Below are 12,787 nucleotides of genomic sequence, written 5' to 3' on the forward strand. Positions count from 1 at the left end.
TTCGGCCGTGAGGCCCGGTTGGTGGTGCCAGGGCATTGCAGTTGTGCAGGACGGCGTGCAGTTGCCGGATGGTTGGCGCGTACATGGCCGGAGGGTGACCGTTGGTCCTCCCCGTCACCCCGGAGCCCGCCCTTCACGGTTCCCGCACGGAACGGCCATTCCCGGAGGGTTGCCCGACGCGGCGCACCCCCCCGGACCCCCGGGATCGGGGCGGCGTCGGAGCCCTCAGGGGTGGCCGCGTTCACCGGGAGCCTTCGTCCACCGGGAACGTCACAACGGCGGAAGGCGGGGGCGCGGGCCAGCCACTTGGCGGGGGAAATCCCGACACCCGCCGGATGGCGTGCGACCGGTGACCTCACAAGTCTGGGGCGCATGACCCACCCAGCACTCGTCGCGGCCGAGGACTCGCCGTCGCTCGACAAGAAGGTCCCGGCGGCCCCCTCCCCGTTCCGCCCCGCGGGGGCTGGGCGGTTGATCGGCGTCGACCTCGCGCGAGGTCTGGCCATCCTGGGGATGTTCGCCGCGCACGTGGGTCCGGACCCCTCGGTGGGCGGCCCGCTCGGCTGGGCGATGGAGCTGGCCCGGGGCCGGTCCTCGGCGCTGTTCGCCCTCCTGGCCGGGTTCGCCCTGGTCCTGCTCACGGGCCGGCCGGAGCCGCGTACCGGCCGCGCGGGACGGCAGGCCATCGGCCGCGTGCTGATCCGGGCCGGCCTGCTGATCGTCCTCGGGTACCTGCTGACGGACCTGGGCACGTCCATCGACGTGATCCTGTCCTACTACGGGCTCGCCTTCCTCCTCGTCCTGCCCCTGTACCGGTTGCGGGCCCGCACGCTGGCGCTGATCGCGGCGGTCACCGCGCTCGTACTGCCACAGGTCCTGTACGTACTGCGGGTCGCCATCGACAACGGCGGCTGGAGCGACACGGTGATCGCACACGATCCGCTGGCCCGGCTGACCGGCTCGGACGGATTCCTGGAGCTGCTGGTCACCGGCGACTACCCGGTGCTGACGTGGGTGTCCTTCCTCATCGCCGGAATGGCCGTGGCCCGGCTCGACCTGCGGCGGCCCGGCGTGCACGCGAAGATCGCCGTGTGCGGGGCGGCACTGGCCGTGCTCGGCTACGGCGGCTCCTGGCTGGCCCTGCACCTGGCTCCGGGCGCGCGGGCCGCGATCAGTGCGGCCACGGACGGCGCTCCCACGGCCTCGGCCTGGTGGTCGGACGCGCTGTCCCAGGCGTACGGGGACCAGGTCGTCGACACGCCGTCCTGGTTGCTGGTGGCCGCGCCGCACAGCCAGACGACGTTCTCGATCCTCGGCAACACCGGGGTCGCGCTCCTGGTGCTGGCCACCTGCCTGGCGGTGGTCGAACGGTCGGCACGCGTGCGGTGGGCGGCCACGCCCGTGATCGCCGTGGGTTCGATCTCGCTGACCGCGTACGTCGGCCACATCGTCGCCATCAAGGCCCTGGGCGTCGACGACCTGCCGGACTCCGCCGCCCTACCGGTCCTGCTCTCCTTCGCCGCGGCCGCGATGGTCCTGGCCCTGGCCTGGACCCGGATCTTCCGGCGAGGGCCTCTGGAGGTCCTCGTGCACGCGGCCACCACCCCGGCCCGGCTGATCACCTGAGCGTCAGCGGGGCCACGACGGGTGTGCGGGGGCGGTCCGGCGCCGTCCTCGCACACCGCCGCCGGGGTCAGGGGGTGCCGAGCGTCTGCCGCGGGCGGGCGACCTCGCCATGCTGAGCAGCGACGGCGGCGAGCGTGTCCCGGTTGCCCGGCCCCGCCTCAGGACCGCCTGGCGGCGGGGTGCGCCGGGCACCCGGCAGCTGGTGGACGGCGGCGGCCTTCCGGGCGGGGTTACCGCCCCACTCCTCACGGGAGGGGACTTCCTCGCCCTTCATGAGGAAGGAGTCGGCGGCCAGCACGGCCCCGTCGCCCACGGTGGTGCCGTAGTGGACGAATGCCCCGACCCCGAGGGTCACACCGGCGCCCAGCCTGGCGTGGTCGGACTTGAAGGCGCCGTCCTCCTGGGAGTGGCACTGGATGACCGTGCCGGTGTTGAGGGTGCAGTGGTCGCCGATGGTGACCAGGCCCCGTTCGATCAGGGAGCAGCCGTCGTCGAAGACCCTCCGGCCGATCCTGACGCCGAGGAGCCGCCAGACGAGGTTCTTGAACGGGGTGCCGTTGAAGAGCTGCATGTACCGGTGGGTGGTCAGCTTCCAGAAGCGCTCGTGGCGCCAGAAGGACGGCTCGTAGATCGAGCAGTACAGGGGCTTCAGCGGCCGTACGCGGGTGACGACCCGCTCGACCAGCGCGTAGTAGGCGACGGTGAACATCAGGGTGATCAGGCCGGCCAGGGCGACCGGCGCCACGCCGTGGACGTGGTACAGGTCGACGGCGGTCATCGCCACCAGGGCGGCGACGTGGAAGTGGAACCACTGCATCAGCACGTACAGGAGCGCGGTGAGGGCATTGTGCCTGTTCTTGCCTGCCAGGCGGCGCCGCCGCTCCTCACCGGTGGCGAGGTGGTCGAGCCGCTGGTCACGTTGCACGGTCCGCGGGATCTCGAAGCTCGGCGAGCCGAGCAGGCCGACGCCTTCCCGCGTGGGGCCGTCGATGGGGACCATGACCTTCGTGGCGAGCAGGCAGTTGTCACCGGCGCGCCCGTGCGCGGGGTAGACGATGTTGTTGCCGAGGAAGCTGCCCGCGCCGATCGCCGCCGGGGAGAGGCGGAAGGACGTGCTGGAGAAGTCGGCGTTGATGACGGACAGGCCGTCCGCGACCATCGTGCCGTTGCCCACCTCGCACAGGTAGGGCGTGTCGTGCTTGACCAGCGAGCCGAAGTTCGAACCCGTCTGCTCGACCCGGCGCAGGCCGTACCCGAGGCAGCGCAGGTAGTGGACGATGGCGGAGCTGTCACCGAAGAGCAGCACGAAGAACCTGATGTTGGTCATCCGCGCGAGGGCCCGCTGGACACCGTGGTGGAAGCCGTACAGGGGGTAGGTCCTTCCCGGTTCGATCGTCCGGCGGAGCAGGCGAGGCAGGGCGTTCACCGCCACCAGGGAAGCCAGGAGACCGCCGAAGAAGGCCACGAGCGAGGCGGTCAGTGCGTCGATGTGGAACGCGGGACTGGAGAAGGCGTGCTCAGGGGCCGACACCACGTCCAGCTGCGGCAGGGCGGCGAACAGCGGGGCGAGACCGCCCACCGCCACCGGCAGGTACACCCCGAGCAACAGCACCAATTGTGCGGCTGTGTAGAGGGCCTTGCGCCAAGTGCCGCACGCGAGCGGCTGGACGACCCGGAAATCGGTGCCGCTCGGCTGGGCGGGGGAACCGTGCCAGGAAGCGCCGGCGGGAACGGCCTGGCCGCTGTGGAGCGCGGAGGCGTGGGCGAGCCGGGCACCGTCGCCCATCGAGGTGTCGATGTCCAGGACGGCCTGCTCGCCGACCGTCACGTTCCGGCCGAGCGTCACCGGACCGGTCTCGATCATTCCGGCACGGGCGCGGTAGCAGGAGAAGAGCGCGTCCTTGCGGATGACGGTCCCCCGCCCGACGGTGAGCAGGTCCGTGCACACCGGCACATGGTGCGAGAGGACCACGCTGTCGCGTCCGACACGCGCTCCCAGCGCCCTCAGGTAGAGCACGTACAGCGGGGTGCCGGCGAACAGGCGCATGGGGCTGGTGCGGATCAGGGCCTTCACGCACCAGAACCGCAGGTAGGTGAGGCTCCACACCGGGAAGCGCCGTGGCCGGAAGCGCCCCATCAGGATCCACTTGGCGGCGACGGGCAGGGCGCAGAGACCGGCGAACCCCGCGCCGGCGGACAGCGCGGACCGCAGGTACACACCGGCGAATCCCGAGCCGTCCCGGATCCACTCGTACCCGCGGGTGACCGCGAGGGCGGATACGAAGGACATGCCGAGGAACACGAGCAGCTGGAGCGCCCCGCAGAGCACGTACCGCGCGGTGCCCGTCGCGGCGGGTGCTGCCGCCGCACCGGGTACCTCGGCGCCTGGTCCGGCCGGAGGCTCTTCGGGCCTTTCCACCCGCGGCTCCAGGGCGGCGGCGAGGCCGCGGATGGTGGGATTCCGGTAGACGTCCTTCATCGAGACGGTGGGTAGGTCGTCGCGCTTGCGTACGCGGGCGCAGAAATGAGCCATCAGCAGAGAATCCGCACCCAGGTCGGTGAAGAAATGACCGTCTGCCGGTACCTGCTCGGTTCGCAGGACACCCGCGAGAACTTCGGCAAGAAGTGTCTCGACGCGATTCTCCGCCCTGGATCCCGAAGCGCCGGCCACGCCCTGCGAGCCGGCCGAAGCCGCAGTGGACTGCTCAAAGCTGTTGCAGGTCACGGTCGTTCCTCCTGCCCGTCGGGACCGGAGGAGCTCGCGGATCGTGGCTCGTCATTCCAGTGCATGGTCGTTCACCCACAGTCGGTGCCGCGATATCGGGTCGATGGCAGAGGCGATGACGGAAGTCACCCCTTTTGCCTTCCGGAACGCCTCGCATTCCATTCGGCCCTACCGTTCGGATTCCGTCACGTCACTCCAGTTCGGGGCTTGACATGAAAAGAGGGACTGGATGTGCACGCACCGGTCGGCGGAGCGCCGCGAGCGCCACACCCGTCGTCGCGGAGACGGCCCGGTCAGTTCGCCTGGTCGATGACGTCGCGGAGGTACTGCACGGCGAGCTTCTCGGCGTGAGGGTGACGTTCGATCGCCACTCCGGCCTCCCCGAGCCACCGTGCGTAGAGCGTGACGCCGGCGAGGAGGGCCCGGCCGGCGTCGTGCCGGTCGTCACCGCACAGGGTCGCCCGGAGGTCACGCGCCTCGTCCGGCGCGATGGATTCGAGGTGGCGCACACCGCGGGGGGCTGCACCCACCCGGAGGGCCGCCAGGGGGCCCAGTACGGCCTCGCGCAGGTAGCCGAGGAGGCCGATGACCTCGAACAGTTCACCGCGGCCGAGTTTCGTCGCGCCGTAGTGCACCCAGGTCCAGAACCGGTCCTCGATCCATTGGAGGTCGAACGACGGGGTGGCCGGCGGATGCTCCGCGAGTGAGGTGGCAAGGCGGCCGTCGCGGTCCCACAGGATGTCCGGGTCCTCGGTGCGGTCGGCGAAGTCGGAGCCCCGCACGAACTTGAAGTCGACGTGGAGGAGGGGCGGCCCGACGAGCGTGATGATCAGGCGGGGTTCGCCGACGTGCTCCCCGGTGAATCCGGCCACGAGGGCGGCCCAGCAACCGATCAGCGTGAGACGCTCCGCCATGACCGAGTCGAACGCCTCGTCGTCGATGACCACGATCAGGTCGACATCGGAGTAGATGTCGGGGTGTCCACCGGCGATCGACCCCGCGATGGCAACACCACTGACGCGGTCGTCCCGTTGGATCCGCGGAAGCACGTCGTCGAGGAACCGGCCGTGCAGGGAGGGGACGTCCATGGCAATCCTTCCGATCGGGGCAAAGTCTTGCAACGTAGCAGGCTGTTGGACCGGATCTCCAAGGGAATAACGGCACGGACACCCCGGTGGCGGATCTCCACTCCCCCACGCCGGCACGAGCACGATCGGGCACACTGTCACCACTGTTTCCGCCATCGCCCTCCCCCGCGGCAGGCGAGGGATACGGCGCGCGTCCACCCCGGCTGTCACCTGCATCAGCCGTTGCCCGGAGGCCACTTCCCCCGAATACGGTGCAGACGGATGCGCTGAGCACCCACCGCGCGGAACGCATCGTTGCCCCGAGTTTCACAAGGTGGAGGCACCACTCTTCACAGTGAATTCAGACATGCATATGATCACGTCGCCCAGGTGACGCCAACCCGCTGCGGTGTGACGCCCCTGGACGGCTGGGGGCGATCGTCCCCTGCCCGGACCCCAACCAGGGAAACCCTTGAAGCGACACCACAGACGCTGGAGCGTGCCGGTCATCGCCGGCGCTTCGGTACTCGCCCTCACGAGCCCGATCACGGCTCAGGCAGCCGCCCCTTCCGACGCTCCCACTCCATCACCCGCATCCGCATCCGCATCCGCATCCGCCGCGGACCATGTACCCGCGGGCGACCACACCGTCACACTGATCACCGGCGACGTCGTGACCACCGGTCAGGCCGCCCGGGGCGGCGGACAGTCCGGGGGCACCGTCACCGTCCGCGGTGCCGACGGGCTGCCGGCGCGGACCCGCATCACGACGTCGGGCGACGACCTCTACGTCTACCCCGAGTCCGCCCTGCCCTTCCTGGCCCAGGGCACCCTGGACCGGCAGCTGTTCAACGTCACGGACCTGATCGCGGACGGATACGACGACGCGCACCGCGCCCGGCTGCCGCTGATCGTCTCCTACACGCAGCCCGGCGCCGCACGCCGCTCGTCCGCCGTCCCCGAGGGCGCGGCCCGGGTGCGGAACCTGGACAGCATCCAGGGCGCCGCGCTGACCGCGGACCGCTCCCGCGCGGACGACTTCTGGAAGTCCGTGGCCGGGGCGGCGGCGAACGACGGCGCCCGGGCCCAGAACGCCCAGCCGTCCTTCGGCGGCGGCATCTCGCACATCTGGCTCGACGCCCCCATCCACGCCGACCTCGCCGACAGCACCACGCAGATCGGCGCCCCGCAGGTCTGGCAGGGCGGTGACACCGGGCAGGGCGTGGACGTCGCCGTCCTCGACACCGGCGTCGACGCCGGCCACCCGGACCTGGCGGACCGCATCGCGACCCGCCAGAGCTTCGTACCGGACGAGAACACCGACGACCACGCCGGACACGGCACCCACGTCGCGTCCATCATCGCCGGAACCGGTGCGGCCTCCGGCGGCAAGGAGAAGGGCGTCGCCTCGGGCGCCCGCCTGAGCATCGGCAAGGTGCTGGACAACCACGGCAGCGGACAGATCTCCTACGCCCTGGCCGGCATGGAGTGGGCGGCCGTCGACCGGCGCGCCAAGATCATCAACATGAGCCTCGGCACCAGCCAGGTGTCCGACGGAACCGACCCGATGAGCCAGGCCATCGACCGGCTCAGCGCCCAGACCGGCGCGCTGTTCGTGGTCGCCGCAGGCAACTTCGGTGAGGATCCGAACACCATCGTCGCACCGGGGGCGGCCACCTCGGCGCTGACCGTGGGCGCGGTCGACTCCACCGACTCGCTCGCGTCGTTCTCCAGCAGGGGCCCCCGTATCGACGGCGCGCTGAAGCCGGAGATCACCGCCCCCGGCGTCGACATCCTGGCGGCCAACTCCCAGTTCGACGGGAACGACCAGGGCTCCTACCAGTCCATGAGCGGCACGTCGATGGCCACACCGCACGTCGCGGGCGCCGCCGCCCTGCTGGCCGCGGCCCATCCGGACCTCACCGGGAGCCAGTTGAAGGACCTGCTGGCCAGCAGTTCCCGGCAGACCCCGACGTACGACGCCTTCGAGGCCGGCAGCGGCCGGCTGGACGTCGCCGCGGCGGCGCGGGCCGGGGTCTTCGCCTCGGCGACCGCCTTCGCGGCCCAGTACAAGGGCGGCGCCCTCCAGCGCCCGGTGACGTACACCAACGTCACCGACGCGCCGGTCGCGCTCTCGCTGTCCGTCGACGCGGCGCACGCCCCGTCCGGGATGTTCCGCCTGTCGGCCTCCCAGGTGGTCGTCCCCGCGCACGGCTCCACCCAGGTCACGGTGACGATCGACGGCTCGGCGGGCACCGCCAAGGAGCACTACTCGGGCCAGGTGCTCGCGACGGACACGGCCGGCAGGGCCGTGGCGCACACCGCCGTCTCCCTCGGCTTCGCGACGATGCACAAGCTGACGCTGACGTTCAAGGACTCCGAGGGCAATCCCACCTCCGGCGACGTCATGCTGATCAAGGCAGGGAGCAAGGACCCCGTCCCGGTGGGTGTCGGCCCCTCGGGCACCGTGGAGATCTTCGTGCCCGACGACGTGTACTCGGCCCTGTCCTACCAGGAGGTCCAGGGCGTCCACGGTCCCCATTCCAGGGGCCTGGCGCTGCTCGGCGACCCCGACGTGCTGGTGGACCGGGACACCACCGTCACGTTCGACGCCTCCAAGGTCAAGCGCATCGACATGACCACCCCGCAGCGCAGCGACGTGACGTTCCAGAAGCTGGGCTACAACCGCGTCATGAACGGCGTGAGGTCGGGTCTGTCGGCCGAGAGCGTCTACTACGACAGCATCTGGGCGCAGCCGACCACCCACAAGGTCACCCACGGGGACTTCCAGCTGACCGCCCGTTGGCGCGCCGAGAAGCCGGCGCTGGCGGTCTCCACCCGCACCACCGAGTTCACCGGCATCCTGCGCCAGGAGGGCATCACGCCGCTGGCCAGGGGCACCTACAAGCTGCCGCTGGTCTTCGCCGGCCAGGGGTCGAGCGAGGACTACGCCCACCTCGACGCGCGCGGCAAGGCCGTGGTGGTCCGCCACAGCGACGACGTCAGCGACCTCGACCAGGCGGCCAACGCGATCGCCGCGGGCGCCGAGCTCATGCTGGTCGTGGAGAACGGCTACGGCCGCCCGGTGCGCTCCTACGCACCGCTCGGTCAGCGGCCCGTCGCACTCGACGTCGGCCTGCTCGGCACCGAGGAGGGCGAGAAGCTCATCCGGCAGGCCAAGGACGGCGGGGCCAGGATCACCGTCGACTCCGAGACCGCGAGCCCGTACGTCTACGACCTCGCGCACGCCTGGCAGAACGAGATCCCGTCGAAGATGACGGTCAAGGGCGACACGAAGAACCTCGCCCGGATCGACGTCACCTTCGCGAGCCCGAAGCCGGAGGTTCCCGGCGCCGAGTTCCGCTTCGAGTGGCTGGACGGCGTCGACTGGTCCTCCGGGCCCATCATGCCGGAGCCCGCGAACGGCCAGCGGACCGACTGGGTGTCCACCGACGGTGTCCGCTGGCACCAGGAGGCGTTCGCCGAGTCCATCGGGTTCGAGGAGGGAGCGAAGACCGCCTACCGGGCCGGCAGCAGGCAGTCCGAGGAGTGGTTCAAGCCGATCCAGCGCCCCTTCCTGAACGACGCCTTCTTCAACAACCTGCCGCCCACCCGCAACGGCAGCCTCCTGTACATCGACATCCCGGCCTGGGGCAGCGGCAACCACGTCGGGTGGAACCAGGACCCGGCCGTGACCCAGCAGCAGACGCTGTACCAGGGCAACACCCAGCTGGGCCAGGGGAACTTCACGAACGTCTGGGGAGACGCCCCCAGCCGCGGCAAGCTGCCGTACAAGCTGGTCGTCACCGGTGAGCGGGACGTGACCTACACCCCGTACTCCTCCCGTACGCGCACCGAGTGGGACTTCACGTCGGCGCAGCCGACCGATGCCGCCACCGTGGTGCTGCCGCTGGTGCAGCTCGACTACCGGATCGGCACCGACGCGGCAGGCCGCGCCGGGCGGCACGACACCCTGTCCGTCACCGCCGCCCACCTGCCGGGCGCCAGCCTCGCCGGCAAGCTCGGCGCGGTCGGCGTGGAGCTGTCCTACGACGACGGCCGGACCTGGCACAAGGCCGCCTGCGGCAGCGACGGGCGGCTCCGCCTGGACGCCCCGAACAGGGCGCCCTTCGTGTCGCTGCGGGCGAGCGCGAAGGACTCGGCGGGCAACTCGGTGCGCCAGACGGTGATCCGGGCCTTCGGCCTGCGCTGAGGCGCGGCCGTTCACCGCACCCGCCACGGGTGCGGCCGGTCCGTCCGCGGTGGTTCGACCACCGCGGACGGACCGCGCACACGCTCGCGGACGACACGACCTAGCGGACCGCCGCGGGTGGCTCGCCCGACAGCAGGGCCGTGCCGAGCGGGGTGAGGCTGTGGAGGACGGCGATGCCGATCCGGGTCGTGCGCACCAGCCCTGCGTCGCGCAGGACGCCGGCGTGCTGGCTGGCAGTCGCGAGCGAGACCCCGAGCCGCTCGGCGAGCGCGGTGGTCGTCGCCGGATCGCGCAGGGCCTGGAGAACGGCTGCCCGGGTCCGCCCCAGCAGCTGTCCGAGGGCGGCCCCGGGCGGGGCGCCCGGGTCGGTGGGGGGCTCCTGCAGGTGCATCGGGTAGGCCAGCACGGTCGGTTCGCCGGGCTGGTACCTGATCATGGGGCCGGTCGCGAACCAGGACGGCATGAGCAACAGGCCCCGGCCGCAGAGCGGGATGTCATACGTGTTCCGGGACGGCAGGTGGAGCACCGGCGGTTGCCAGCGCCAGGTGGGGCCGAGCGTGGTCAGCAGGGCGTCGACGCCGCCGCGTAGCAGCATCTCGGCCCGCAGGGCGCGGTCCCCCGCGCCGTCGGTGCGGACCCGCGGCCACAGCGGGGCGATCGAGGAGGCGAAGTAGCTCCGCAGGTCGGCCGTGAGGACGCGCCGTGCGGCGGCCGATCCGGCCGCGAGTTCGAGCGACCAGCGGCTGGGCGGCTCCTGCGCGCCGCCCCGGCCGCCAGGGGCCCGTGGGAGCCGCAGGTCCTCGGCGATGCGGGCGGCGGGGGTGCGCCCGGCCAGGTCGACGGCCGTGGCGAGGTCCCCCGCGGCGGGCTGGAGCAAGAAGTCGGGCACGTGGCCGTCTCGGGGCACCAGGTCGAGCAGGACCCCGGCGCGGTCGGCGAAGCTGCCGTTCACCTGGCGGCGCCACCGCCCGGCGGCAGGGTGCGCCCGGCCCGCTCCGGCGGTCGCGGTGCGCACGCCGCGCACGCTGAGGACCGCCTCCCACAGGGCGTTGGGCGCCGGGGCGAGCGTGATCCGGCACAGGTCGGCGGCGTCGAAGTGTAAGCGGATCACGCCGACCGATTATCGGCCAGTCGGAGCCTTTCGCCTAGACGTGAAAGGCGATGCGGCCGCCGTACTGCCCCGGGCAGGCTCTCGGACGTCCCCGCGTCGCGGGGGCGTCCACCACGCACCCGGAGGTAGCCACGATGCCCGGCTCCACCCGACTTCCGCGGCTCGGCGCCGCGGCCTTGCTGGCCGGCCTCGCGGCCCTGCCCGCCGCCCCTGCCACCGCGCACGAACTGCCGCGCACCTACGTCGTCTCCGAGGCTCGCGGGGTGCTGCCGGAGGGGATCGCGATCGACCGCGACGGCACGATGTACGTGTCCTCCGACGGCACCGGCGCGCTGTACCGGGGCGACGTACGCGCCGCGCACCTGCGGTCATTCCGCGCTGACGGCCTGGCGAACCGCCCTAGCACGCTGGGGGTGCACACCGACGGCCGGGGGCGGGTGTACTCCGTCGGGGGAGGCGAACTGACCGTCCACGACCATCGGGGCCGACTGCTCGCCACGCGCACCGCGCAGGGCGGTCCGCTCGGCGCGCCGGACCTGAACGACCTGGTGATCACCGACGACGCCGTCTACGTCACGGACTGGGCCAACCCCGTGGTGTACCGGGCCGCCCTCCGCCATGGCAGGCTCGGGCCCCTGGAACCGTGGCTGGACATCCGCTCCGCCTTCCCGCAGTTCCCCGCGCGGTACTGGCTGCTCAACGGCATCGTCGCGGACCGGTCGGGCAGCACACTGCTGGTGGCGTCCAACGGGACCGAGGCGGTGTGGCGGGTGGACGTCGCCACCGGTGAGGTCGTCCAGCTCGATCTGGGCGGCGTGTCCTTCGGGGCCGATGGGATGCTGCTACGAGGGCGGACGCTCTACGCCGTGCTCAATTACGGCGCCCCGAACGGCGTCTACATCGCCGAACTTGACCAGGGTCTGCACGCCGGCACGGTGACGCACCGCATCACCGGCGAGCCTTTCGACCTGCCCACCACCCTGGCCCGCCACGGCTGCCGGCTCTACGTCGTCAACAGCCAGAACGACGACCCGCCGGGACAGCCCCCGTACACCGTGAGCGCGGTCGACGACCCGGTGTGCGCGGAGGCTGCCCCGTAGCCGCGCCTCGCGTCACGGTACGGGCCGGGTGCGGTCTTCCCTCAGCGGCGGAGGCGGCCCGTCCACCATGGGATGGGCCGTCGATCAGATCTGCCGGACGCGGAGAAGAAGGAGTTCACCAGCAGGCCACGGGCCTGCGGCGTCTCGTGACAAGCCTGTCAGCCCCTGAACTCATGCAGTTGATCACTCGCTGCGGCACAGCCTGATGAGCGGCAGCGTCCCTGTACGGAGCGAGCGCTGCGCTCGGCATGAGTCAGGCCGTGCCGGACGCTCGGCGGTGCGATCGGCGCTGCACTGGGGCAGGCTGAATGCATGCGGTCACCGTCCTGCTCGTCTCCCGGGCCGGGAGCGGGCGGCCACAGCAGGCTCCTCCTGGCACTCACGCAGGCTGTGCCCTTCGTGATAGCGCTGGGCGTGCTGGGGATCGAACTGTCACCTGCGCATTTCCTGATGACCGGCCCCCTCCTCACCGCCGTGCCGGCGCTGGCAGCACTGACGATGGGCCCGAAGGGCACCCTGTCGGCGGCGGCTGCTGCCTTGGTCGTCAACGTGACCACGGCCACCTACAACCATGCGTGGGGAACCCATCTGGTCTTCGGCAACCTCGTGGGTCTGCTGGTGGTGTCGGTGGCCAGTGTGATGCTGAGCAAGGCGGTGCGTGCGCGTCGGCGCAGCGAGCTCGATCAGGTTCGCCGTATCGCCGTGGCGGCACAGGACGTCATCCTGCGGCCTGTTCCGGCGCGGCTGGGTCCGGTACGGACGGCCAGCTTGAGCCTCGCGGCGGGGACGGGCGCGCAGGTCGGCGGTGATCTGTACGAGGCGGTGCTGACACGCTACGGCGTCCGTCTGATCGTGGGAGACGTCCGCGGCAAGGGCCTGAATGCCATGCGGGCGGTCGCGGTGGCGCTGGGCGCCTTCCGGGAAGCCGTGCACTACGAGAACGAC

Annotated in this window: 6 protein-coding genes and 1 pseudogene; 4 read left to right on the top strand and 3 right to left on the bottom strand. The window is 71.5% G+C overall.

From position 1 onward, the window contains the following. Positions 1–372: 372 nt before the first annotated feature. A complete protein-coding gene (locus PV341_RS09460; RefSeq protein ID WP_500357343.1) occupies positions 373–1,626 on the top strand; it encodes a DUF418 domain-containing protein in 1,254 nt (417 codons plus the stop codon). Between the two features lie 67 nt (positions 1,627–1,693). On the opposite strand, the gene PV341_RS09465 is transcribed toward PV341_RS09460, so the two are convergent. Both PV341_RS09465 and PV341_RS09470 read right to left on the bottom strand, forming a co-directional pair. After that, a complete protein-coding gene (locus PV341_RS09465) occupies positions 1,694–4,351 on the bottom strand; it encodes a Pls/PosA family non-ribosomal peptide synthetase (protein ID WP_500357344.1) in 2,658 nt (885 codons plus the stop codon). A 293-nt stretch (positions 4,352–4,644) separates the two neighbouring features. Beyond that, the gene (locus tag PV341_RS09470; protein WP_500326069.1) at positions 4,645–5,439 is read right to left on the bottom strand and encodes a nucleotidyltransferase domain-containing protein; all 795 of its coding nucleotides are present in this window, start codon (positions 5,437–5,439) and stop codon (positions 4,645–4,647) included. 652 nt (positions 5,440–6,091) lie between these two features. Here PV341_RS09470 and PV341_RS09475 point away from each other — a divergent pair. Next, complete coding sequence (locus PV341_RS09475) at positions 6,092–9,631, top strand: S8 family serine peptidase (RefSeq protein ID WP_500357345.1); 3,540 nt, start codon at positions 6,092–6,094, stop codon at positions 9,629–9,631. Between the two features lie 100 nt (positions 9,632–9,731). Here PV341_RS09475 and PV341_RS09480 read toward each other — a convergent pair whose 3' ends face one another. Beyond that, positions 9,732–10,742, bottom strand: coding sequence for a winged helix-turn-helix domain-containing protein (locus tag PV341_RS09480; RefSeq protein WP_500357346.1), 1,011 nt, complete (start codon positions 10,740–10,742; stop codon positions 9,732–9,734). Between the two features lie 134 nt (positions 10,743–10,876). On the opposite strand from PV341_RS09480, the gene PV341_RS09485 reads away from it, so the two are divergent. Together PV341_RS09485 and PV341_RS09490 are read left to right on the top strand one after the other, a co-directional pair. Then, the gene (locus PV341_RS09485) at positions 10,877–11,842 is read left to right on the top strand and encodes an SMP-30/gluconolactonase/LRE family protein (RefSeq protein WP_500326075.1); all 966 of its coding nucleotides are present in this window, start codon (positions 10,877–10,879) and stop codon (positions 11,840–11,842) included. Positions 11,843–12,256: 414 nt separating this feature from the next. Continuing rightward, positions 12,257–12,787: pseudogene (locus tag PV341_RS09490) on the top strand (PP2C family protein-serine/threonine phosphatase); the annotation flags it as partial.

Source organism: Streptomyces sp. PA03-1a (genome assembly GCF_033792805.1).
Classification (GTDB): domain Bacteria; phylum Actinomycetota; class Actinomycetes; order Streptomycetales; family Streptomycetaceae; genus Actinacidiphila.

Coding starts and splice junctions, on each gene's coding strand:
- PV341_RS09460 (WP_500357343.1), top strand. CDS start 373: ATGACCCACCCAGCACTCGTCGCGGCCGAGGACTCGCCGTCGCTCGAC.
- PV341_RS09470 (WP_500326069.1), bottom strand. CDS start 5,439: ATGGACGTCCCCTCCCTGCACGGCCGGTTCCTCGACGACGTGCTTCCG.
- PV341_RS09485 (WP_500326075.1), top strand. CDS start 10,877: ATGCCCGGCTCCACCCGACTTCCGCGGCTCGGCGCCGCGGCCTTGCTG.